Below are 23,228 nucleotides of genomic sequence, written 5' to 3'. Positions count from 1 at the left end.
GAAATTTACCGCTTATGATACACGCTTAGCGCGGTGAGTGTCAGTGTTACAACGCCTGTCGTGGTGAGTTCGGGGACACAGGGCAAGGCATCGTCGACACTCGCCTCATCCTGTGCTGCTTTATGATTCACAGCTATCGAATGCAGTTACGCGACGGCCGCCGCCGTCGCGCTTTCGTCCTACCAGTTGGTATCCTGCAATGTTCCCTTCACGCCTTTCGCTAATAGCGACAGGTAGTGCTGCGTCACCACATCGACAAAGACAGGGTTCTTCGGTAAGTCCTCACCAAAAATCGCCGTCAGCGTCAGCAGCGCCGTGACTCGGCTTTCGCCTTCCGGGCTGCGTTGCACCGTTTCAGCGATTAGCTCTTTCAACGGATCGCTGATTTCAATCGGTTTTCCTTGTTCATCCACGCCGCCGACATAGCGCATCCACCCCGCCACGCCGAGCGCCAGCGCATCAAAACGGCTGCCGCGTGCCAGATGCCAGCGGATCGAATCCAGCATCCGCTGTGGCAGTTTTTGCGAACCGTCCATCGCAATCTGCCAGGTGCGGTGTTTTAACGCCCGGTTGCGATAGCGATCCAGCAGTGCATCCGCATAGGCCGCGAGATCGACACCCTGTGTACGCAGCGTCGGAGCCTGCTCACGCAGCATCAGGTGATGCGCAGCCGCGACCAGTTCGCTGTCCTGCATGCATTCGCTGATATGCTGGTAGCCAGCAAGGTAGCCCAGATACGCCAGAAACGAGTGGCTGCCGTTCAGCATACGCAGCTTCATTTCCTCAAACGGCAGGACATCCTGTACCAGCTCCGCGCCCGCTTTTTCCCATGCAGGACGGCCGTTGACGAAGTTATCTTCAACCACCCACTGGAAGAACGGTTCACAGGCAATGCCCGCGGGATCGACGACGCCCAGCTGCCCCTGAATTGTCTCCAACGTTTCCTCGGTGATAGCCGGAACAATCCTGTCCACCATCGTGGACGGAAAGGTGACGTGCTGTTCAATCCAGCGCGCCAGTTCGATATCCTGCAGCTCGGCCAGTTGCACGATCACGTTGCGCGTGACGTGCCCGTTTTCTGGCATATTGTCGCAGGACATCACGCTGAATGCCGGTAGCTGGCGTTCCCGTCTGCGTTTAATCGCAGCCAGAATCACACCGGGCAGGGAGCGTGGTTCTGCGGGTAACCCCAGATCGTGGCAAATCAGCGGATGTTCACTATTTAACTGCCCCGTCGCCGGATGGTGGCAATAGCCTTTCTCCGTGACGGTAATCGACACGATGGAGATATCCGGCGCGCTCAGCGCTTCCAGCACTGCGTCGATACCTTCGACTTCCGCGTGCAGCGCGCTGGTTGCTACGCCGATGACCCGGCTATTCCAGCCGCTGTCCGCCATTTCGGAAACCGACCACAGCAAATCCTGCTGGCGAATGGCTTCAATCTGCTGCTCGCCGCCGATCAGGTTAATTTCGCAATAACCCCAGTCGCTACCGTGCTCCGCCGCCAGTTTATCGGCACAGACTGCCTGATGCGCCCGGTGGAATGCGCCAAAGCCAATATGCGCAATCCGTGTTTTTAGCAGGCTGCGGTTGTAACGCGGCACCACAACCTGCGGTTTAAGAGTAGAAAATTCACTGATACTCATCGTTATCCCTGATAGGTGATTCAAAAATACGTCAACTGCTGGAAACTTGAGAGGAACGGGGATAATGGGTAGATCGTAAAGACGCTGTGAATACATCCCTGTACGCTCGGATTGCGCGAATATGAATCTCATCCCTGAGATTCCCCCTTTCAGGGCCGTCGCTAGCGACGTTCAAAAACGTTCCTGACGTTTTTGTCCATGGCGCAAACGCTTTACTCTTCTATCCCATTACCCCCGTTTTCGCTCCGCAAACAAGAGCGCTGTGGTGTTCTGCTATACCGCGTCGTCTAATTCATCCAAGTCACGGTCTTTCACTTCTGGCATACAGATAGCCGCAAATAAACCGATCACAGAATAAACAATCATCATTACGACAATCGGCCACCAGGAACCGGTCATGTTGCAGAAAATACCCGCTAACACCGGACCAAAACCAACGGCAACCAGGCCACCGGTTTCTTTGGCAATCGCCATTTGCGTAAAGCGGCTGCGTCCACCGAATATTTCCGCCATCGTGATATTTTCCAGCGCAAATAATCCCAGTACCGCGAAGTTATGAATAATGATAATGCTGACGACAATCACGTTAACGCTATTCTCTTTATCGACGATAAGAGAGAGCATTGGGTAGGCTAATAATATCGCCGAGATATTCAGAATAATATACGGTACGCGGCGACCAATTTTATCCGAGAGCCATCCTAATAATGGAATCGTGATGAAACCAATAATGGAGCTGATCATCAATGCATCGGTCGGAATAGATTTATTAAACAAGAGCGTTTGGACTAAATATCCCGCGAGGAAGGTCTGAATTAACCCTGAATTTCCTGCCTGTCCGAAACGTAATCCCGTTGCCAGCCAAAACGCCTTGCTTTTAAACATGGACAGTACTGATTTTTGCTCGCTTTGCTCAACCACCAGAGCAGGTGACGGCTCTTCAGTACCAGAGACATCATTACTCACTTTTTCAAAAACTGGGCTTTCTTTCAGGTTCATACGCAGCCAGATCGCGAAGATCATCACGACTACGCTGGCCAGGAACGGCACACGCCAGCCCCACGCCAGTAATTCTTCTCTTGAGAGGGCAAAAAACATGACGGCCCAGATAGCCGTAGCACTGAGCGTGCCACAGTTGGTGCCCATTGCAACCAGTGAGGAAATAATCCCGCGTTTCCCTTTCGGCGCGTACTCAGCCAGCATGGTACCGGCACCGGAAATCTCAGCGCCCGCCCCTAACCCCTGCACAATACGCAAGGTCACCAGCAAGATGGGCGCGAAAATACCGATCTGTGCGTAGGTTGGTAGCACGCCAATTAACGTGGTACAGATCCCCATCATGGTAATAGTGATAAAGAGCACGCGCTTTCTGCCGATGGAGTCCCCCATACGGCCGAAAATAAAGGCACCGACGATACGTGCGACATAGCCTGCACCGTAGGTTCCCATTGCCAGAATCAGCGCCATTGCCGCCGATTGTTCAGGGAAGAATATTTCATGGAAGACCAATGCCGCACCGAGTGAATACAGTTGGAAATCCATAAATTCTAATGCGGTGCCCAGCCAGCCGGACACCGCCGCCTTGACTAAATCAGAGGTACTTCTTACAGGCTTATCTTGTCCAGATGCGATTTGCGTATTCATATATATACTCTCGACGATTTGTAATTATGGTAGAGCACAGTAAGTAAAATTACCGTTCATCATGGTGTCGCAATCCACTCCAGCCCGTTATTGATGGTCTGGAGTGATTAAGAGAGAAATAATTACTTCAAAGGAATCATTATATTATTATGTAGTCGATATAGTTTTTCCTTTTATATATCCCTGTTGTTAATAAAAATATTTATACTCGTCATTCATCATTAAACGTCAGCAGGACTTTACAGCAGCGTTTTTGATCTTTTTCAAAGACCTCAATCGCCTGTACCACCTGCTGATAATCAAACCGATGGGTAATCAGTTTGGCCGGATCGATACGTTTCGCTTTCAGCCACTCAATCACGATAGGGAATTTGTTGGCATTCAAGCGCGATGAGAAAATGGCGATCTCTTTGCTGGTGATTCCCTGTTGGCTGACCTGACAAGGCTCGCTGGAAAAGCCCATGATGGCGATGCGTGCCGCAGGAGAAGCTATCGTAATCGCTTCCTGCAAAATAGACGGATGGCAGGCGGCATCAACAATCAGCGTAGGCTTGATATTCAGCGCGTCCAGCTCGTCTTTTAATGACAGCGAGGCGTTGTTGATGACCCTGTCCGCTCCGCTGCGTAATGCCATATCCAGACGTTCAGGAATACGATCGACGACGATCACTTCCTTCACGTTGAACACGCCTTTCAGTACCTGAACCGAGGTCAACCCCATCGGGCCCGCACCATAAATCAGGGCGATATCCTGCTCCGTCGGCTTCACCTGTGCAGTCACGTTGGCGGAAATCGTGAAGGGCTCGACCATCACGGCGAACTCATCAGGGATCTCATCCGGGATGATGTGCGCGTTCTTCGCCGGTACGGCAGCGTACTCGCTGAACCCGCCGTCACGATGCACACCCAGCACCACCAGCGAGGTACAGACGTTCGGCTTGCCGATTGAGCAAGGGTAGCAGTGGCCGCAGCTCACTACCGGGTCGACCGAGACGCGCTCGCCCAGACGGGATGCCTCCACGCCCTCACCCACCGCTTCAATCACGCCGAAGAATTCATGCCCGATCACGCGCGGGTATTTGGCAAAAGGGTTATGCCCGCGGTAGATGTGGCTGTCCGAGCCACAGATGCCGGCCAGCTTTACCTTCACCCGAACTTCACCTGCCGCTGGCTGCGGAATAGGACGTTCTTCAATCACCAGCGAATTCGGCTGCTGTATCACAATGCTTTTCATATTTTGGCCTCTGATTACCTATTCCACTCTTACCAGTTCCACAATGTGCCGTCTTCCAGACGGGCAACTGGGAGATAAGCGGGGTCATAGGGGTATTTGGCCGCCAGCTTTTCATCGAACTCAATGCCTAACCCCGGTTTTTCGCCTGGGTGCATGTAGCCGTTATCGAATGTCCAGTTATGCGGGAATACTTCCAGCATTTGCTCCGAGTAACCCATGTATTCCTGTACGCCGAAGTTTGGTACCCAGAGGTCAAAATGCAGCGCCGCCGCCATGCAGATAGGCGATAAGTCCGACGGCCCGTGTGAACCGGTGCGCACCTGATAGAGCGAGGCAAAGTCGGCGATGCGACGCATGCCAGTAATCCCGCCCGCGTGGGTAATCGTGGTGCGGATGTAGTCGATGAGCTGTTCTTCGATCAGCTGTTTGCAATCCCAGATGCTGTTAAATACTTCACCCACCGCAATCGGCGTAACGGTGTGCTGACGGATTAAACGGAAGCACTCCTGATTTTCCGCAGGCGTTGGGTCTTCCATCCAGAACAGACGATAGTCTTCAACACTTTTACCAAAGCGCGCCGCTTCAATCGGCGTCAGGCGGTGGTGCATGTCGTGCAGCATGTGCTCGTTGAAGCCAAACTTATCGCGCACCGCTTCAAACAGCTTAGGCGTGAAATCGAGGTATTTTTCCGTCGACCACAGCTGCTCTTCTGGCAAGTTACCTTTCGTCGCTGGCTCATACGCCAGCCCTTTGCCTTTCGCCATGCCGTAGGTGGTTTTCATACCCGGCACGCCGCACTGTACGCGAATCGCCTTGAAGCCCTCATCACGATGCTTGGCGTAATCATCCAGCACTTCATCAATCGAGTGACCCGTGGTGTGGCAATACACCATCACGCCCGTGCGCGATGCGCCGCCCAGCAGTTGGTAGAGCGGCATGTTGGCGGCTTTGGCCTTGATGTCCCACAGCGCGGTGTCGACTGCCGAAATGGCAGACATCGTCACCGGGCCACGACGCCAGTACGCGCCTTTGTAGAAATACTGCCAAATATCTTCGATCTGGTGCGCATCGCGGCCAATCAGCTGCGGACACACATGATCTTTGAGGTAAGAGGCGACCGGCAGCTCACGCCCGTTGAGCGTCGCATCGCCGAGGCCGGTTAATCCGCTATCTGTCGTAATTTTCAGGGTGACAAAGTTTCGCCCAGGGCAGGTGACAAACACTTCAGCGCTGACAATCTTCACGTTACTTATCCTTCTGTGCATGTAGCCATTCGTTTATGCTGACTACCATACAAGTATATTAATCGAGATAATTTGAATCACCTCACATTTATTCACATTTGCAACATTTATCTAAAACCCATGAAGATCGGGAAGAGCAACCGAGGTGCGTTGAGGGGATAAAACGTAGGGAAATAAAAGGCAGGCGGCAGCTTGTGCGGTCAATGCATCAGGGATTGGACGCACACGGAGCACGTTCTCCGTTACGGTACACGCGCTGGATATCCGCACCTTCATAACAAGGGAAATGCCCTACCGGACGGACTCGCTGTAATCTTGCAGGAAATCCAGAAACAGGCGCACCATGGGAATGTTCGTACTGCGCTTTAGATAGCTAATGGCGAAAGTCCTTTTCAGTTGCTCTTCCAGTGGAATAACCGCGACGTCGTAAGCAGTCAGGCTTTTGGCGACAGACGAACAGAGGAAGACCACGCCGGACAGGTTGATCACCAGATCCATAATGATGTCCATATTGCTGCATTCGCGGAAGTAGCTGGGATTGATGCCCTGTTGAGTGAAGGATTTGGAAACCGCGGCATGCTCCCCCGTCCCTTTCTGCGGCACGATCAGCTTTTCTTTGACCATCTGCGGCAAGCTGAGCGTCTTGCTGTCAGCAAGCGGGTGCGACCTTGCCATCACCGCAACAATGTCATCGATCTGACAAATGGTGTGATGAAACAACGGATCGTTCAGGTACTCATCAAAAGGCGTCGAGAAAGACAGGTGGATCTCACCATTGCGCACCCTTTCGAGTAAATCGGTGCTGACGCCGTCAATGAAAGAGATATCGATATTGGGATAGGCTTTCTGAAACAGGTTAAACATATTGTAGTGAGCCAGACGATTAAAAATCGGGATCACGCCAACCAGCAGCGCGCCATCCGTGCTTTCCTCATAGCTGCTGACGAACTGCTCCAGCTCATAATGTTCTTTAATCATCCCCTGAATTTTGTCAGCAAAGATCTTCCCGAAGGGCGTCAGAGAAAACTGCCGGGTGGTTCGGTTAATCAGTTTTCTTTCCGTTTCAAGTTCCAGCCGTGCGATCTCCTGCGACAAGAAAGCCTGAGAGATATTCAGCGCCTTCGCTGCTTTAGTGAAACTCCCGACCCGGATGAGTTCCTGATAATAAATCACACGCTTTATACTGAACATTGTTTTATATTACTCATCAACTGTCTCGTTTATATACTCTAAATAATTCGAGTTTCAGGTAGGCGGCAAGTGAAGGAATCCCGATGAGCTTACTCAAGTAAGTGATTCGGGTGACTAAGCGCAGCCAACGCACATGCAACTTGAAGTATGACGAGTATAACCACCTATAATAACAATTATAGGGACCTGTAAATAATCAAATGTGATTAGATGCACATTTAATTCATGAGAAATAGCGTTAATGGTAGATATAGTCAACTTATTATCAAGGAGGAAATAATTCATTAGCTTAAGACAGCCCACCCCATATTATTAAAGATTTTTTAATATTGTTTTTACAAACACAACATCGTTCTTCACAAACCTCTCTGATTTACATGCTTCTAACAAAGGACTGAAAGTATGCACTATCCGAAAACAGCCAAAATAGTATTAGCCTCACTCACGATGATGAGTTCCAGCGCAATCAATGCGGCACAGAACCAACATGAAATCACCGTAAAGCAAGAAACCACCTCGGTGAAATTAATCTCTGACGTCGTTTATTCTCAGGTATCGGTGCGCGGCTATCCTAACGTCGCATTAAAAATGGATATCCTTCAGCCTGAAGCGAAAACCGCACTTCCCGTCGTATTATTCATTACCGGCGGCGGATTCGTTAATGCCAATAAAGATAATTACCTGCAACAACGCCTCAACATTGCCGAAGCGGGCTATGTGGTTGCCAGTATGGAATACCGTGTCGCGCCTACCGTGCTTTTCCCCTCGCCGCTGGAAGATGTAAAATCTGCCATTCGTTATCTGCGCGCCAATGCGAAAAAATTTGGTATCGACGGCCAACACGCTGCGGTTTTCGGCGCCTCTGCCGGGGGCTATCTGGCCGCCTTTGCCGGGACGACAAATGTCTCAAAAAACTATGACAAAGGCGATAACCTCGATCAAAGCAGTGATGTCCAGGCCGTCATTGATTTTTATGGCTTATCCGACCTGACGCTCGTCGGCGAAGGCTTCCCTGACGATGTCGTTCAGAAACACGCATCACCTTCCGCGACAGAAGCTATCTGGGTCAACGGCACCGCAGTATTTGATGAAGGGGGCGCGATTACTCGCTATCCCGACAAAGCAGCAGCGGCCAACCCGATTAACTTTATCAGCAGCGCCACACCTCCGTTCCTGATTATGCACGGCACAAACGATACCTCGGTTTCTCCACGCCAGACCGAGAGACTGCATCAGGCTCTGACGGCGAAAAATATTGAATCCACCTACTACAGCGTCAAAGGTGCTGAGCACGGTGGGCCGCATTGGCTGCAACCGGAAATCATGCAGATTACCGTCCGCTTTCTTGATAAGCACCTAAAACCCTGATGTCGATTTAAAATTTATAGAATAGATTTTTTATTATGCATGTTGCATAAACGTTAGTGTGAAATAAACACTAACGTTTTTTATTTGTTGCAAAAAAGAGAACTATCCATTCCCTCGCCCATTTATCCTCACATAAAAAAATACGTAATCTGATACACATCAATTATTCACACTTATCGCTCTCTGAAAAATAACCGGATAAAAAACCATAGCAGAAATGCATTCCCCTAAAAGGAGAAATTTATAAAAATCACATTCTAAATAACTAGCACAATAAAATGGCATTTATAACAAATCGACATTTGTTATATACGGATATACAAAAAAATAAACGTGACCAAACGCACACTTAACCTTTAATTCCCATGTTCCAATAAAACCACAATAACAACGTGGCCTACTTATTGTTTTCATCGTAATAATGAAGCATTACTCCCTATTAGCGCCACACTGCGAAATATTAACGCTATTGCTGGATTACTACTATCTAGCGTTCGCGCGGCTATCACCCCAATGTGAAGATTTATAATATGGAAGACTTATCTCGCCGTCGTTTTATTGCCTATATGGGAGGTACGATTGCCATTAGTGGGCATATCGGTCTCGCACAAGCGCAAAATGAGCCCGAAAAAACGCAGGGTAAATTAGCCGTTAAATATGGCTTATTGCATAACGAAATGCGCTGTATCGGTTGCAAAGCCTGTATCAAGGCCTGTAAAGAGACCAATAACGTGCCCGATGGCGTAACTCGGCTGGATATACTGCAAACCGTCAATATTCCTGCCGTCGAGAAGACGCGCGCCATTAAGCAATTTTTCCGTAAATCCTGTCAGCACTGTGAGAATCCGCCCTGCGTTGCCGTCTGCCCAACGGGAGCCTCCTTCAAAGACGCGCTCACCGGTATCGTCGACGTCAACGATAAACGCTGCGTGGGCTGTCGCTACTGCATTGCCGCGTGTCCTTACCATGTGCGTTTCATCAACCCCATAACGAAGACGGCAGACAAATGTAACTTTTGTCGGCAAACCAATCTGGCCGCCGGGAAGCAGCCCGCCTGCGTCGAAATCTGCCCCACTAAAGCCTTGGTATTTGGCGATCTCAACGATCCTGAAAGCAACATTGCCAAGATGATCGCGAGCAACGCGACCTACCGTTCCAAGGTCTATCTGGGCACCGAACCCCAGCTCTACCGTATGCCGGGGAAACGAGGAGAAATCGACAATGCATAACGCCTTCACGTTCGACACGCTGGTATGGGATTGGCCCATCGCCGTTTATCTGCTTCTGGTCGGCATTTCGGCGGGAATGGTGTCGCTCTCCATGCTCCTCAGGCACTACGTTCCCAGCGAATATCACGGCAGTAACCTTGTCATCAAAGCCACGGCTATCGTGGCACCGCTAGCTGTCATTCTCGGACTGGTGATTCTGATTTTTCACCTGACCCGACCGCTGACCTTTTGGTATTTGATGGTTTTTTACAACCCGACCTCCATCATGTCGCTTGGTGTGATGCTCTTTCAGGTGTATTTCGTCGTGATGCTGTTATGGATCATCACGCTTTATCATGACGGATGGCTGACGCAGCTTGAGACTGTTTGGCACCGGCCCGCTCTGGCTGCGCGAGCGCATAAGTTAACGGCGATGATCGTCAGAAAAGCGGCGGTGATTGAAAACCTGCTGCTGGTGCTGGCGATCCTGCTCGGCTGCTATACCGGCTTCCTGCTGTCTGCGCTGAAATCATTCCCGCTGTTGAATAACCCCGTTCTACCTGTCCTGTTTCTGGTATCCGGCACCACTTCCGGCATTGCTGTCATGCTGCTGGCCAGTGCATGGAGCCGCAATACGTCGGGGCATTCACGCTCCCTGCATTTTATCCACCGCGTGGAAACGCCAGTGGTGTACGCCGAACTGTTCCTGCTGTTCGCGTTCTTTATCGGGCTGCTGCTTGGCGGCGGGCAAAAGGTTGTCGCCGCACAGACCGCACTGTCGGGTTTCTGGGGCGGTGTATTCTGGATTGGCATTATCGGCATCGGCATTGTGATCCCATTCATTGCCAATCAGGTGCGCAAGCCTTCCGCGCATTCCGGCAAAGGCCAGCTGATTACGTTAGCAGCCATGAGCCTGTTCGGCGTGTTCCTGCTACGACTGTTCGTGCTTTATGCCGGACAAATGACGGTGGCCTGAATGAACACGTCATGGGTCTTATTCTGGATTGCATCGGCTACCTTTTTCATGCAATCCCTGGATACCACCATGGTGTATGTCGCCATTCCTGCCATCGCGCAGTCGCTACACCAGCCGGTGTTGCATATGGAAGCGATTGTGATCGCCTACATTGTCACGGTCGTCGCGTTTACGCCGGCCAATAGCTGGCTGGCGGAGCGGCTAGGGGAACGGAAAACCTACCAGATCGCGATTGCCATTTTCACGCTCGGATCACTACTGTGCATGACGGCAACCACACTCGGCAGCTTAAGCGTTTTCCGCTTTATTCAGGGCATCGGCGGTGCGCTCATGCTGCCCATCATCAGAACTGTCATCTTGCGCACCACGCCGCAGAAGCTGAAATTACGCTTCCTGAATCGGGTGACCTTATTGGGATTACTCGGCACCCTGATCGGCCCCGTTTTCGGCAATATTCTGGTTAGCTTTCTCTCATGGCAGGCTATTTTCCTCGTTAATATCCCGCTGGCTTTACTCTGCTTTTTTCTGGCAACCCGATATATCCCTGTTGCTGCCATAAAAGAGACAACCCGCACAGGTGCCTATGAAGTCGTCTTTCCCATTTTGATGTTATTTCTCGTGGCCTTCATGTTAACCACCGCCACGAAAAATATATTGCCAACGTTCGTCATGCTATTTCTGTCTTGTAGCACGCTGGGTTTGGTATTTATTTATTATCGGCAGCATCTCATTGCAGAGACGGCATTATTCCCTCGCGCCCTGTTTGGCATCAGAACTTTTTCTATCGGCGTTATTGGCGGCATCGCAACGCGCACGCTACTGGCATCGACGCCCGTCGTGTTGTCGTTAATGCTGCAAACGACGCTGGCCTGTAAACCCGCTGAAACCAGCCTGATCTTACTGCTCTTTTCCAGCGGCGCACTGCTGTCAAAAATGCTGTTCGAACCGATGGTCAAGCGTATTGGCTACCGTCGGCTGTTGATGCTGACAACCAGCGTCACGTCGCTGTGTATCCTCGCCCTGAGTGTTGCCGTGCAAGAGAAATCGATGCTACTTATCGGCATTATCGCCATGCTGTTAGGCGTGTTGATTTCAACCTTATATTCAGCAGCAAGCACGCTGGCCTTTAGCAACCTGAATAACAGCACGTATCACAGCGGTAATAATCTGCTGACCATTAGCCAATTACTTTCCGTCATGCTCAGTATGACGCTGACGTTTCCGATATTACGTTTTCTTTCTCAGTTTGAAATTCTCTTCAACCTTAACGCTTTCAGCCTGTTGTTTTTATTACTCGGCATTGGCTTACCCATTTGCTGCCTGATATTCAAGCCCCTCAATAACGACGACGGCTATCACTTTATTCATGGGAGATAGCGTTATTTATGGGAGATAACGTGATTTATGGGAAATAGATTTGTGACTCACCGTATTCATTCAAAAACTACTGGAACTATTGATATGAAAATCTGCTCAGGAATCCTTCCACTCTGCCTGTTATTCGCAATGGGAACGGCAGCCGCGCAAGAAGGGACTTTTAAAGCTGGCACCTATTCCGCCGCGAGACAGGGTATCGGCGGGGACGTCACCGTTACGCTCGATATCGATGCGCAGGGGAAAGTCCTTAAATCGACGATTGATGCCCCAGAAGAAACGCCAGAAGTCGGCGGGGAAGCCGCCATCGAACTCGCGAAAACCATGACCGAAAAACAGAGTATTGAGGTTGATGGGGTGTCCGGCGCCACGATGACCAGCGAAGCGGTGAAAGAAGCGTCGGAAGACGCGTACTCACAGGCTAAAACGAATTAATCCCGTTGGTTCTCCACACGCAGCACGACTGCATTGTAAGAATACGAATAACATTAAGGAAAACATCATGAAACGCTTCAGAAAAAGTGTACTCGCGACGCTCTGTCTCTCGATGATGAGCTGGTCTACCGCGCAGGCAGCGGACGCGGCAAAGCCGGAAATCCCAAAAAGCGCGGATATCGTTATTATCGGCGCGGGTGCGGCGGGCACATCGGCAACGATGGCCGCCGCAGAGAAAGGGGCGAAGATCGTCTTACTGGAAAAACAACCGATCGTCGGTGGCACGGGTAACTTTGCCGAAGGCATCTTCGCCGCCAACAGCAGCCTGCAGAAACGTCAGGGAATTGTGGTCACACCTGATATGGCCTTTAAGACCATCATGGATTACAGCCACTGGATGGCCAATCCTTTCGTGGTTCGCGCTTTCGTCAACCGTTCTGCGGATACGATTGAATGGGTGAAATCGAAAGGCATCAAGTTTGAATATATCGGCCCCGGCGGCCCTGGCGGCATGCTGACCTGGCATGTGATCGACGGCCCCGGCCACGGACGCCACCTGATCAAAACATTCCACGAGCAGTTTAAAAGCATGGATGTCACCACGCTGGTGAAAATGGCGGGTAAAGATCTGGTCGTGAAAGACGGCAAAGTCACCGGCGTTATCGCGCAAGATAGCGAGGGCAACACCGTACAGATAGACGCCAAAGCTGTCATCATCGCAACCGGCGGCTATGCCAACAATAAAGAGATGCTGCAAAAATACGCCGCTTTCCCCGATACCATCATGGTCGGTAACGTCGGTAAAGATGGCGACGGAATTAATATGGCCTGGAAAGCGGGCGCCAAACCGGACGGTCTGGGCCTGCTGCAAGCCTATCGCCCCGGCCTGCCAGACTACGCCCCGAACTCTCACCTGCTGGCCGCCGCGCGTCAGCCCTATCTGTGGGTTGACCAACACGGCCGACGCTTTACCGATGAATCCAACGTCATCATCTGGCCACACTCCGGCAACGCGCTGTCAAAAGCGGGCGGCATCATGTACTCCATTTTTGACGAGACATCCCGTAAGCATTACGTCGAAGACGGCATTGATGTGCCGATTGGTGAATGGGTGATCGCCAATACCAAGCTGACTAAATTTGATAGCGAATTTACGAAGGAAAGTCAGAAAAATCGCGGCTTCGTCTTCAAATCAGCCACCATCGACGGGCTGGCAAAAGAGATGGGCGTTGATGCGAGCGTGCTAAAGAATACGCTGGAAGAAAACAACAAATTTGCGACGCAAAAGCGGGATGAGGTGTTTAACAAAAACATGGATTACCTGCGTCCGGTCAAAACAGGTCCGTTCTATGCGGTGAGAATGCAACCGGCCGCGCTGGGCACATTAGGCGGCGTGAAGATCGACGAGAAAATGCAGGCGATAGATAAATCCGGCGAAGTCATTCCGGGTCTGTACGTCACGGGTAATGATGCTGCTGGCATGTATGGCGACACCTATGACCTGCTGTTAGGCGGCGGCACGTTTGGCTTTGCGCTCAACTCCGGTCGTATCGCGGCAGAAAGTGCCCTCGATTACATGAAGTTCAGCAAGAAATAAGCGCTAGCGCTTAAGCCTAAAATCGTTTGAATATCGAGATACACGGGGTGACCACAGGGGAATCATCCCTGTGGTTCCCCTATCCAGCTTTACGAAACGTCAGGTTAAAACGGCATTCGTCGGACATCCCTTCCGGCACGTTGCCACTTTTCAACGGCAGAATGCCGTGGAAGTAGAGCCGCGATTCACCGCCCCAGACCACCACATCGCCATGTGTTAACGGCACACGCTGCGCTTTATCACTACGCGCCATGCCGCCAAACAGGAACATCGCGCTGAGCCCCAGTGAAACGGACACGATAGGCTGGTGAAAATCCCGTTCGTTTTTATCCTGATGCAAAGACATGCGCGTGCCGACATCATAGCGATTTATCAAACAAGCATCCGGTTCAAAATCGACAAAACCCGCTTCGCTCGCCGCCTGCTTCGCCAGCCGGGAAAAAATCTCTGGCATCGCGGGCCACGCCTCTCCGCTCAGCGGATCCTGTGCAGTGTAACGATAGCCGCGTTCATCCGTCACCCAACCGAGCGGCCCGCAGTTGCTCATCGCCACCGACATCACAAAGCCGCCCGGCGTGACCATATTTCGCAGCGGTGCATGTGCAGTGACGGCTTTCAGCGCCGCAAGCAACGCCGGAGCATCGTCATGGGCGCGTCCACGCAGGATGACCGCACCCGGTGCCAGCGTTTCCGTCCAGCGACGCGGCGCTTCATCGGCAAATAAATCAAAATTCACGATAACGATTCCCCTTGTGGATGTACGGCCTGTTCTTTCTCCAGCAGTTCTTTGTCCAACTGCTCTTTATCCACCAATTCTTTCTCCAACAGTGCGCGTTTACGCACGACGCCCCAGCGATAGCCTGACAGTGCACCGTCATGCCGAACCACGCGATGGCAGGGAATCGCAACCGCCAGCCGGTTCGCGGCACAGGCACCCGCGACAGCGCGCACGGCGGCCGGCGATCCAATGCGCTCAGCGACGTCACGATAGCTCAGCGTTTCTCCAGCCGGAATCGCCCGTAGCGCCTTCCAGACTCGCTGTTGAAATGCCGTGCCACGAATATCCAGCGGCAGCGTGAACCCGATTGCAGGATCGTCGACAAACCCGACAACCTGCGACATCCGTTGCTCAAACGCCACATCGCCACCGACCAACTGTGCGTTGGCAAACATCTCCTGAAGCGCGTTGAGCAGAGATTCAGGATCGTCTCCCAGTAGAATCGCGCAGATCCCTTTCTCACTTTCTGCCACCAGCACCTCGCCGAGTGAGCAGCGGCCAACGCCAAAGTGGATCGTCATCCCTTTTCCTTTGTTCTGAAACGCCGTCGGCGTCATCCCTAAATGCGCACCCGCTTCGGCATAAAAGCGCCCGCTGGCATCATAGCCCGCTGCCGTAATCGCGGCAGTCACCGTGCCGCTATCTGCCAACTGTTCACGTAGCTGCCGATGGCGATGGGCGCTGGCATACTGTTTTGGCGTCAGACCGGTTATGGTTTTGAACACGCGATGAAAATGGAACGCACTTATCCCCACCGCCTGAGCCAACACCGCCAGCGTCGGCTGATGCTCCGACTGCTCAATCATCCGGCAGGCGTGGGCAATCTGCTGCGCCTGCTGCTCCTGCCGCGAAAGAGTTCCCTGACGGCAGCGTTTACAGGGGCGGAAGCCCGCCGCCTGCGCCTCATCGGCCGTCGCGAAGAACACCACATTTTCACGCAGGGGCTGACGTGATGCACAGGAGGGTGCACAGTAAATCCCTGTGGTTTTCACCGCATAGATAAAGCAGCCGTCAGCCGCTTGATTACGCGTCACCACCGCCTGCCAGCGCGAGTCGGCATCCTGAAACGGTGTATCGTTACGCATCATAGGCACCTCAACCTCATTCCAATCTCAGTCTGACTGCCAGCCTTAATATTACTGTCAGTCTTAATACTACTGCCCGTCTTGATACGGCTAAAAGTCTCGCCATGCGCTAACGCTAAACCAGAGCGACCTTACGCACACGTTCAACTCTTGCTTTTTCATTCGGATCGTCCCGATGTTGATATTTCCGCCGACATTGTCGGTTACTTTTTGAACAAATCTGTGATGCGAATAAATGGTACACGGTGAGACTCAGCTTTTTCTCAGCAATCAGGAGGCAACATGAGTGGAAGTAAAGTTCACTGGAATGGCGGTTTGCATGACGATGCGGTGCAGATTATGTCACGCGGTGGGGGAATCATCGTTTCGCCCACCAAGGTGGGTTACATCATCATGGCTTCAGATAAGGCCGGGCTGGAGCGCAAATTTGATGCCAAACAGCGCAGCCGAAGCAAGCCGGGTGTCGTGCTGTGTGGATCCATCGCGCAGTTGAAAGCGCTGGCACAGCTAAACCCAGAAATCGAACAGTTATATCAACGCCATTGGGATGCCGACGTGCTGCTGGGCTGCATCCTTCCCTGGCACGACAGCGCATTAGTGCGTATCCCCAAAGACGGCTCGAAAGCGCTGATGATGGACGATCGCAAAACCAGTTGTTTCGTAATTAAGTTCGGTAAACCGAGCGAAATCCTCACGCAGGAGCTGTGGGAAAAGTACGGTAAATTAACCTTTGCCAGTTCAGCTAACCCGTCAGGCAAAGGCAATCGGGGCGAAGTGGAGGGGATCGGTGAACGGATCAGTGCCTTTGCCGATCTGATTATCGAAGCCGACGATTACGTGAAATCTATCCAGCCGAATAAGTCCCATGACACACGCTACGAGCAAGGCGTGATGGTGTCGATGGTGGATACGGAAGGTCAGCTGATACCGGAACAGAAAGGGAGGCGGAGCGTATATCCGTGCCCGGCGCTGATACGTAAAGGGCTGGATGTGGATAAGGTGATGTCGCTACTGTCTGATACCTTCACCACCTGGGACTATCGCCACGGCGAGTATTATTAATCGCATAACAGCGGCATAGCCTGCCGCTGAAATATCCCCTCCTCCGGCAGTTCCCACTACTACGTATCATCACCATCGGCACGGCTTGCTTTTTCATTCGAATCGTCTTCCCACATGGCGCGCTGTGCGGCAATCTCCTATGCTCGTTTTCTGTCCTTTGCGTTCTCATCACGGAAGTCGTTTATGCCATCCCACTCGCCGTCGGATTTCACGCAGCATGCCAAAAACCATCTCAGCGCCATCAATACACGCTGGGCCAGCCTGATCGAACAGATTGGCGACTGTCGCCATCAGACCGCGCCACATCGGGAACCTTATGAAGCGCTGATGCGTGCGGTTGCCTATCAGCAGCTAACGACGCGTGCCGGGGATGCGATGGTCGCGAAACTCCTACGAGTACATGACGATGTCTTTCCCACCCCGGAACAGATACTGGCCTGTTCCACCGACACGCTACGGCAGTGCGGTTTTTCCGCCCGTAAAGCGGATACGCTGCATGGCATCGCCCAAGGTGCGCTGAGCGGTTTGGTGCCCAGCCTCGAACAGGCCGCAGAGAGGGATGATGACACGCTCATTCAGCAGTTGACGTCGCTCAAGGGGATCGGGCGCTGGACGGTCGAAATGTTTTTGATTTACTCGCTGGAACGCACCGACATCATGCCGCTCGACGATCTCGGTATTCGGCAGGGGTTGCGCTACGTCTACGATTTGCAGGACATGCCGAAACCGCGCGAGTTACAGGCACTGAGCCTGCACTGTCAGCCTTATCGCACGGTGGCATCCTGGTATTTATGGCGTTCGCTTGAACTACCGGCGTATCAGAGCTTTAAGCTGACACACCGGTAACGCGCGGAATTAACACAGACAAATTAGCGCAGACGAGAACTGGCTGAAACCTGCTGAGCGTGATGGCGGCGGTTCATAATGCGTTCCCGCAGCGTATCGTAAGCCCAGTTGTACACCACGGTGTACGGCAGGAAGAACAGGAAGAAGCCGATCTCCACCATCAGCGCCTGCCACAGCGTGACGTTCAGCATCCACGCCGCCAGCGGCAGACCGATCAGGATAAAGCCGCCTTCAAACCCCAGCGCGTGAGCGATACGAATCGGCAGCCGACGCTTAACGCGATCCGCTGGCCATAGGCGATCGAATATCGAGTTGTAGATCATATTCCAGATCATCGCGACGCTGGACAGCATGATTGCCAGTGCGCCCATATCGAACAGCGGCTTATTCAGCAGCCAGGCACCCGCTGGCGCACAGATCGTCAACGCGATTAGCTCAAAGCCCACCGCATGGTACACACGTTCACGTAACGTTTTGTTGGTTTTGTTTTGCATAGCACATTCACTTTTATTCATTGTTTGGTTCTGACTGCGGCTATTTTCATCGCATAAGGTGGTAGAGTACAGTTAGATTCCATCGATAAAAACGATATACTCGTCATACTTCAAGTTGCATGTGCGTTGGCTTTCCTCGCTCACCCCAGTCACTTACTGAAGTAAGCTCCTGGGGATTCACTGCGTCGCCGCCTTCCTGAAACTCGAATTATTTAGGGTATAGATAAAAATGCGATATTCACCGGAATCCTTGTTGGCTTTTGTGACCACCGTTGATGCGGGCTCGTTTTCCGCCGCCGCACGGCGATTGCATAAAAGCCAGTCCACGATCAGCGCGGCCATCGCCAATCTGGAAGCCGATCTGGGGCTGACGCTGTTTGATCGATCCGGTCACCAGCCGGTGCTCACGCTGGCAGGCAGAAAAGTGCTTTCCCACGTACAGGCGATCTTATCCGCCAGCGAAGAACTGGATGGGCTGGCGATCCGTTTAGCCGACCATATCGAACCCCGCCTGACGTTTGTGCTGTCCGATATCTGGCAAGCGCCCCACTACGAACCCGTGCTTCAGCGTTTCGCCCATCATTTTCCTGATATTGAATTTGAATGCCTGATTGCAGAAGGCGATGACGTGATCGATCTGCTGCAAACAAACCGTGCGCATGTCGGGCTAGTGCGCACTCAGGCGGATTACCCGACCGACATTGCCGCCGCGCGTTTGCAGGTCAAAACCGACATGGCCATCTTTGTGTCGGCAGCGCACCCGCTCGCAACGGAAAAAACCGTAACGCGCAGTCAGTTGGCGACAATCCGCCAGCTCTATCTCAATACCTATAAACGCAGCGATCGGCTGCAACCGGAAGGGATCGTCTGGTCTGCGCCGTCCTACCTGATGCTATTGGAAATGGCGCAGCAGGGGCACGGCTGGAGCATTCTGCCACGCTGGCTGGTGGCGCAATACGACCAGCGAAAACTGGTGGAGCTGCCTGTCACGGGCTGGCCACAGTGGATTGACGTGGACGTTGTCTGGTCCAAACCCCATCCACCCGGCCCAGCAGGACTATGGATGATCGACAATCTCCTTGCCCAACAAGAGACTACGCCGCCATAACGCCGTCACTGTATTGGCAACATCACATCCGTCATCACCTCTGTCACCGCGCAGTGGCTTTGGTGATCTGCCTGTTTTTCCATGAAGCGATAAAAAACCAATAACAGTTTCTTTATATCGCCAACGAATAACATTAAAGATGAAATGGTTATTGTTTTTAATTTCACCATTTACTTTACTTAATTAAGCCAATTAAAAGAGAAATATTTTCACGCTAAACCATACGCATTTTCCTGAGTTGCCTGTCCGCGGAAACCCGAGCCGTGCGGCGGTTTCGCTCATCAGTCACAGAGAAAATAATGCACGACATCATTATTATTGTGATGTACCAAAGTAGTACTTCCCGACAAAAAACCATACTATTATGGTGATTACTACTTTTGTATTCGAGACATCCCTGTAGTGCTGCAGTAATACGCCTTAATAATAAGATGCTGAATCCTATAAGGTGAAAATTTACTAATTGATGCAATTGCAAGTGAGAAAAAAATGTCGAATAAACCCTTCTATTACCAAGATCCGTTTCCACTCAGTAAAGATGACACCGAATATCGCCTGTTGAGCACCGACTTTGTCTCTGTCGCGCAATTTGAAGGTCAGGACATCCTGAAGATCGATCCAGCCGCGTTGACCCTTCTGGCGCAGCAAGCCTTCCACGATGCCTCTTTCATGCTCCGCCCCGCTCACCAGCAGCAAGTTGCCGATATTCTTCACGACCCAGAAGCCAGCGAAAACGATAAATACGTTGCTCTGCAATTCCTGCGCAACTCAGAAATTTCCGCCAAAGGCATCCTGCCGACCTGTCAGGATACCGGTACGGCAATTATTGTCGGTAAAAAAGGCCAGAACGTCTGGACGGGCGGTAATGATGCCGAAGCGCTGTCCAAAGGTGTGTACAACACGTTCATTGAAGACAACCTGCGCTACTCGCAGAACGCCGCGCTGGATATGTATAACGAAGTTAACACCGGCACCAACCTGCCCGCGCAGATTGATCTCTACAGCACCGAAGGCAAAGACTATAAATTCCTGTTCGTCACCAAAGGTGGCGGTTCAGCCAACAAAACCTACCTGTATCAGGAAACCAAAGCGCTGCTGACGCCGGGTAAACTGAAAAGCTTCCTGATCGAGAAAATGCGCTCGCTGGGCACCGCGGCTTGCCCGCCGTACCATATCGCATTTGTCATTGGCGGCACCTCAGCAGAAACTACGCTGAAAACCGTTAAGCTGGCGTCAACCAAGTACTACGACGAGCTGCCGACCGAAGGCAACGAGCACGGTCAGGCATTCCGCGATGTCGCGCTGGAACAAGAGATTCTGGAAGCTGCACGCGACCTGGGTCTGGGCGCACAGTTTGGCGGTAAATACTTTGCGCACGACGTGCGGATTATCCGCCTGCCGCGCCACGGCGCATCTTGTCCGGTCGGTATGGGCGTGTCCTGTTCCGCTGACCGTAACATCAAAGGCAAGATCAACCGCATGGGCGTCTGGCTGGAGCAGTTAGAGCAGAATCCGGGTAAATATATTCCTGAACATCTGCGTGAAACGGGTGAAGGCGATGCGGTTAAAATCGACCTGAACCGTCCGATGGCTGAGATCCTGAAAACGCTGTCACAGTATCCGGTATCCACCCGTCTTTCGCTGACCGGCACCATCATCGTGGGTCGTGACATTGCTCACGCCAAGCTGAAGGAACGTCTGGATAACGGCGAAGGCCTGCCGCAGTACATCAAAGATCACCCGATTTACTATGCGGGCCCGGCGAAAACGCCAGAAGGCTACCCGTCCGGCTCGTTAGGCCCAACCACCGCTGGCCGCATGGATTCCTATGTTGATTTACTGCAAGCCAACGGCGGCAGCATGATCATGCTGGCGAAAGGCAACCGCAGTCAGCAGGTAACCGACGCGTGTCATAAACACGGCGGTTTTTACCTCGGCAGCATCGGCGGCCCGGCCGCGATTCTGGCGCAGAACAGCATCAAGAGCCTGACCTGCGTGGAATACCCGGAACTGGGAATGGAAGCCATCTGGAAAATCGAAGTCGAAGATTTCCCTGCCTTTATTCTGGTCGATGATAAAGGCAATGATTTCTTCCAGGTGATCCAGAGCGCCAAGTGCGTGAAATGCGGTTAACTCAGTCCTGTAGTAATTAGAGGTTAGGCGATATTTCGTGTGCCAACGCCCCGATTTTCGGGGCGCGTTCAGACCGTTCACAAACCTATTTGCCGAATGAAAACGGGAGTAACGGAATAGAAGAGTAAAGCGTTTGCGCCAGGGATGGCGCAATCCGAGCTTACAGGGACGTACTTGCAGCGTCTTTACGATCTATCCGTTACCCCGCTCTGCGGGCTTTGTCAGCAACCTCAACGCCCCGATTTTCGGGGCGTTTTTTATTTGATGCCTAACCGCTTTGCCAAACGGTGCAGGTTGCCGCTGTCCATTTCCAGTTCTCTTGCGCAGGATGACCAGTTACCTTCATGGCGTGCAAGCGTTTGTTGGATGATCCGACGCTGATAGTCGTCCGTTGCCTCTCGCAGGCCGCCGCTGATGAAATACGCCGGCGCGGTGTCGATAGCGCTCGATGAGCCGGGGGTCGCATGAACGGGCTGGGAAGGAAGTTCGAGATTGAAATGCTCAGGGCCTAACAGCACCTCGCCCGATTCCTGCCCTGCTCTCGCCAGCACGGTGGCGCGGTAAATAGCGTGTTCCAGCTCGCGCACGTTCCCCGGCCAGTCGTACTGTTCCAACAGCGCCCCCGCGTCTGCCGTCAACGCCAGTCGTGCCAGCCCCAGCTGCGCACGGCTACGTTCACAGAAGAATCCAGCCAACAGCGCCACATCCTGACGACGCTCGCGCAATGGTGGTACAGACAGCGGGAACACGCTCAGACGGTGAAACAAATCAGCACGGAAAGCGCCATCCAGCACCGCCTGTCGCAAATCGCGGTTAGTTGCCGCCAGCACGCGCACGTTCACTTTCAGGCTACTGTCATCACCTACGCGCTGGAGATCGCCATACTGCAATACGCGCAGCAGCTTAGCCTGTAGCGTCAGCGACAGTTCGCCAATCTCATCCAGAAACAGCGTGCCATTATCCGCCATTTCAAACTTGCCGGTTCGATGGTGGATTGCTCCGGTAAACGCGCCCTTCACATGACCAAACAGCTCGCTCTCCGCGACCGACTCCGGCAGCGCGGCACAGTTCAGGTACACCAGAGGATGACTTGCCCGGCTGGAACCGCGATGAATCGCCCGCGCCACCAGCTCTTTACCAACGCCGGTTTCCCCCATAATCAATACGTTAAGGTCGGAACCTGCGACGATATCGACCTCTTTCTTCAACCGCTGCATCGGTTCCGACAGCCCAACCATTTCCTCGACGCTTTCCGCTGCCGGGCTTTCAGCACGAACCGGTGCGGGCAACTGTCGCTCAAGACGCTCCATCAGCAGCGCGTTGCTCAGCGCCGCCGCCGCCATTGCCCCCACCAGCCGCAGTTCTTCATCGCTAAAATGGTCGAACTGGCAAGGATCCATGCCGTCCACGGTCAGCGCCCCGATCAGGTTCTGATTGGCAAACAGCGGCAGGCCGACGCAGGCATGCACCTTAAGATCTTCCTGACTGGGGATCAGACCGTCATAGGGATCAGGAAGCTGGCTGTCCGCCGGAAAGCGCACTACGTCACCCGCGCGAGCAATCGCCTCCAGACGGGGATGATCGGACAGGCGAAAACGTCGCCCCAGCACGTCCGGTGCCAGACCGTCGATCGCCAACGGACGGAACAGCTGATTCTCGTAACGCAGCAGCGCCGAGGCATCACAGCGCAACAGCTGGCGCAGGCTGTTGATTAAACGCTGGAAACGATCCTGATTCGATAGCCCCATTTGCAGCTCGATGGCAATGCGGGCAAGGGCGTTAATAGAGAGTGTCATGGTGTGTCC

19 protein-coding genes are annotated in these 23,228 nt (G+C 52.7%); 10 read left to right on the top strand and 9 right to left on the bottom strand.

The genetic code is table 11. The annotated features are described in order from the left end of the window. Positions 1-179: 179 nt before the first annotated feature. The 5 genes from BJJ97_RS09600 to BJJ97_RS09580 form a co-directional block, all read right to left on the bottom strand. Positions 180-1,646 (bottom strand): mannitol dehydrogenase family protein, encoded by a 1,467-nt coding sequence (locus BJJ97_RS09600; RefSeq protein ID WP_095993794.1) that lies wholly within the window; start codon positions 1,644-1,646, stop codon positions 180-182. A gap of 273 nt (positions 1,647-1,919) precedes the next feature. After that, entirely contained in the window at positions 1,920-3,290 is a 1,371-nt protein-coding gene (locus BJJ97_RS09595; RefSeq protein WP_039484935.1) for an MFS transporter, read from the bottom strand. Between the two features lie 211 nt (positions 3,291-3,501). Further along, positions 3,502-4,524 (bottom strand): Zn-dependent oxidoreductase, encoded by a 1,023-nt coding sequence (locus tag BJJ97_RS09590; protein WP_095993793.1) that lies wholly within the window; start codon positions 4,522-4,524, stop codon positions 3,502-3,504. Between the two features lie 29 nt (positions 4,525-4,553). Continuing rightward, a complete protein-coding gene (gene manD / locus BJJ97_RS09585; protein WP_095993792.1) occupies positions 4,554-5,768 on the bottom strand; it encodes a D-mannonate dehydratase ManD in 1,215 nt (404 codons plus the stop codon). Positions 5,769-6,059: 291 nt separating this feature from the next. Beyond that, positions 6,060-6,959 (bottom strand): LysR family transcriptional regulator, encoded by a 900-nt coding sequence (locus tag BJJ97_RS09580; RefSeq protein ID WP_095701734.1) that lies wholly within the window; start codon positions 6,957-6,959, stop codon positions 6,060-6,062. A gap of 402 nt (positions 6,960-7,361) precedes the next feature. On the opposite strand from BJJ97_RS09580, the gene BJJ97_RS09575 reads away from it, so the two are divergent. The 6 genes from BJJ97_RS09575 (at position 7,362) to BJJ97_RS09550 (ending at position 13,917) form a co-directional block, all read left to right on the top strand. Continuing rightward, the gene (locus BJJ97_RS09575; RefSeq protein WP_095993791.1) at positions 7,362-8,327 is read left to right on the top strand and encodes an alpha/beta hydrolase; all 966 of its coding nucleotides are present in this window, start codon (positions 7,362-7,364) and stop codon (positions 8,325-8,327) included. 530 nt (positions 8,328-8,857) lie between these two features. Beyond that, a complete protein-coding gene (locus BJJ97_RS09570; protein WP_095993790.1) occupies positions 8,858-9,556 on the top strand; it encodes a 4Fe-4S dicluster domain-containing protein in 699 nt (232 codons plus the stop codon). After that, the gene (gene nrfD / locus BJJ97_RS09565) at positions 9,549-10,511 is read left to right on the top strand and encodes a cytochrome c nitrite reductase subunit NrfD (protein WP_095993789.1); all 963 of its coding nucleotides are present in this window, start codon (positions 9,549-9,551) and stop codon (positions 10,509-10,511) included. The genes BJJ97_RS09570 and nrfD overlap by 8 nt, the downstream gene beginning before the upstream one ends. After that, a complete protein-coding gene (locus BJJ97_RS09560) occupies positions 10,512-11,888 on the top strand; it encodes an MFS transporter (RefSeq protein WP_095993788.1) in 1,377 nt (458 codons plus the stop codon). Between the two features lie 84 nt (positions 11,889-11,972). Then, positions 11,973-12,320: an FMN-binding protein gene (locus BJJ97_RS09555; protein ID WP_095993787.1), complete on the top strand. Its 348-nt coding sequence runs from the start codon at positions 11,973-11,975 to the stop codon at positions 12,318-12,320. 67 nt (positions 12,321-12,387) lie between these two features. After that, positions 12,388-13,917: an FAD-dependent oxidoreductase gene (locus tag BJJ97_RS09550; protein ID WP_095993786.1), complete on the top strand. Its 1,530-nt coding sequence runs from the start codon at positions 12,388-12,390 to the stop codon at positions 13,915-13,917. Between the two features lie 79 nt (positions 13,918-13,996). Here BJJ97_RS09550 and alkB read toward each other — a convergent pair whose 3' ends face one another. Then, complete coding sequence (gene alkB, locus BJJ97_RS09545) at positions 13,997-14,653, bottom strand: DNA oxidative demethylase AlkB (RefSeq protein WP_095993785.1); 657 nt, start codon at positions 14,651-14,653, stop codon at positions 13,997-13,999. Next, positions 14,650-15,783, bottom strand: a complete 1,134-nt coding sequence (gene ada / locus BJJ97_RS09540; RefSeq protein WP_405083407.1) for a bifunctional DNA-binding transcriptional regulator/O6-methylguanine-DNA methyltransferase Ada — start codon at positions 15,781-15,783, stop codon at positions 14,650-14,652. The genes alkB and ada overlap by 4 nt, the downstream gene beginning before the upstream one ends. Before the next feature lie 279 nt (positions 15,784-16,062). On the opposite strand from ada, the gene BJJ97_RS09535 reads away from it, so the two are divergent. After that, entirely contained in the window at positions 16,063-16,842 is a 780-nt protein-coding gene (locus tag BJJ97_RS09535) for an L-threonylcarbamoyladenylate synthase (RefSeq protein WP_095993783.1), read from the top strand. Positions 16,843-17,025: 183 nt separating this feature from the next. Then, positions 17,026-17,688, top strand: coding sequence for a DNA-3-methyladenine glycosylase family protein (locus BJJ97_RS09530; protein ID WP_095993782.1), 663 nt, complete (start codon positions 17,026-17,028; stop codon positions 17,686-17,688). A gap of 23 nt (positions 17,689-17,711) precedes the next feature. Here the strand turns inward: BJJ97_RS09530 and BJJ97_RS09525 are convergent, their stop codons facing one another. Beyond that, on the bottom strand, positions 17,712-18,182 hold the full coding sequence (locus tag BJJ97_RS09525; RefSeq protein ID WP_039485099.1) for a multidrug/biocide efflux PACE transporter: 471 nt from the start codon (positions 18,180-18,182) through the stop codon (positions 17,712-17,714). Between the two features lie 229 nt (positions 18,183-18,411). Between BJJ97_RS09525 and BJJ97_RS09520 the strand changes: the two genes are divergently transcribed. Further along, positions 18,412-19,290, top strand: coding sequence for a LysR family transcriptional regulator (locus BJJ97_RS09520; protein WP_095993781.1), 879 nt, complete (start codon positions 18,412-18,414; stop codon positions 19,288-19,290). Positions 19,291-19,779: 489 nt separating this feature from the next. Next, positions 19,780-21,423, top strand: a complete 1,644-nt coding sequence (fumA, locus tag BJJ97_RS09515) for a class I fumarate hydratase FumA (protein WP_095993780.1) — start codon at positions 19,780-19,782, stop codon at positions 21,421-21,423. Between the two features lie 257 nt (positions 21,424-21,680). Here fumA and norR read toward each other — a convergent pair whose 3' ends face one another. Next, positions 21,681-23,219 (bottom strand): nitric oxide reductase transcriptional regulator NorR, encoded by a 1,539-nt coding sequence (norR, locus tag BJJ97_RS09510; protein ID WP_095993779.1) that lies wholly within the window; start codon positions 23,217-23,219, stop codon positions 21,681-21,683. Between the last annotated feature and the right edge of the window lie 9 nt (positions 23,220-23,228).

The sequence above is a fragment of the Pectobacterium polaris genome (genome assembly GCF_002307355.1).
GTDB classification, from domain to species: Bacteria; Pseudomonadota; Gammaproteobacteria; order Enterobacterales; family Enterobacteriaceae; genus Pectobacterium; species Pectobacterium polare.
The sequence above is the reverse complement of the archived record's forward strand: the minus strand, read 5'-3'. Positions and strand labels throughout refer to the sequence as shown.

Coding starts and splice junctions, on each gene's coding strand:
- BJJ97_RS09600 (WP_095993794.1), bottom strand. CDS start 1,646: ATGAGTATCAGTGAATTTTCTACTCTTAAACCGCAGGTTGTGGTGCCG.
- BJJ97_RS09595 (WP_039484935.1), bottom strand. CDS start 3,290: ATGAATACGCAAATCGCATCTGGACAAGATAAGCCTGTAAGAAGTACC.
- BJJ97_RS09590 (WP_095993793.1), bottom strand. CDS start 4,524: ATGAAAAGCATTGTGATACAGCAGCCGAATTCGCTGGTGATTGAAGAA.
- BJJ97_RS09580 (WP_095701734.1), bottom strand. CDS start 6,959: ATGTTCAGTATAAAGCGTGTGATTTATTATCAGGAACTCATCCGGGTC.
- BJJ97_RS09575 (WP_095993791.1), top strand. CDS start 7,362: ATGCACTATCCGAAAACAGCCAAAATAGTATTAGCCTCACTCACGATG.
- BJJ97_RS09570 (WP_095993790.1), top strand. CDS start 8,858: ATGGAAGACTTATCTCGCCGTCGTTTTATTGCCTATATGGGAGGTACG.
- nrfD (WP_095993789.1), top strand. CDS start 9,549: ATGCATAACGCCTTCACGTTCGACACGCTGGTATGGGATTGGCCCATC.
- BJJ97_RS09560 (WP_095993788.1), top strand. CDS start 10,512: ATGAACACGTCATGGGTCTTATTCTGGATTGCATCGGCTACCTTTTTC.
- BJJ97_RS09555 (WP_095993787.1), top strand. CDS start 11,973: ATGAAAATCTGCTCAGGAATCCTTCCACTCTGCCTGTTATTCGCAATG.
- BJJ97_RS09550 (WP_095993786.1), top strand. CDS start 12,388: ATGAAACGCTTCAGAAAAAGTGTACTCGCGACGCTCTGTCTCTCGATG.
- ada (WP_405083407.1), bottom strand. CDS start 15,783: ATGATGCGTAACGATACACCGTTTCAGGATGCCGACTCGCGCTGGCAG.
- BJJ97_RS09535 (WP_095993783.1), top strand. CDS start 16,063: ATGAGTGGAAGTAAAGTTCACTGGAATGGCGGTTTGCATGACGATGCG.
- BJJ97_RS09530 (WP_095993782.1), top strand. CDS start 17,026: ATGCCATCCCACTCGCCGTCGGATTTCACGCAGCATGCCAAAAACCAT.
- BJJ97_RS09525 (WP_039485099.1), bottom strand. CDS start 18,182: ATGCAAAACAAAACCAACAAAACGTTACGTGAACGTGTGTACCATGCG.
- BJJ97_RS09520 (WP_095993781.1), top strand. CDS start 18,412: ATGCGATATTCACCGGAATCCTTGTTGGCTTTTGTGACCACCGTTGAT.
- fumA (WP_095993780.1), top strand. CDS start 19,780: ATGTCGAATAAACCCTTCTATTACCAAGATCCGTTTCCACTCAGTAAA.
- norR (WP_095993779.1), bottom strand. CDS start 23,219: ATGACACTCTCTATTAACGCCCTTGCCCGCATTGCCATCGAGCTGCAA.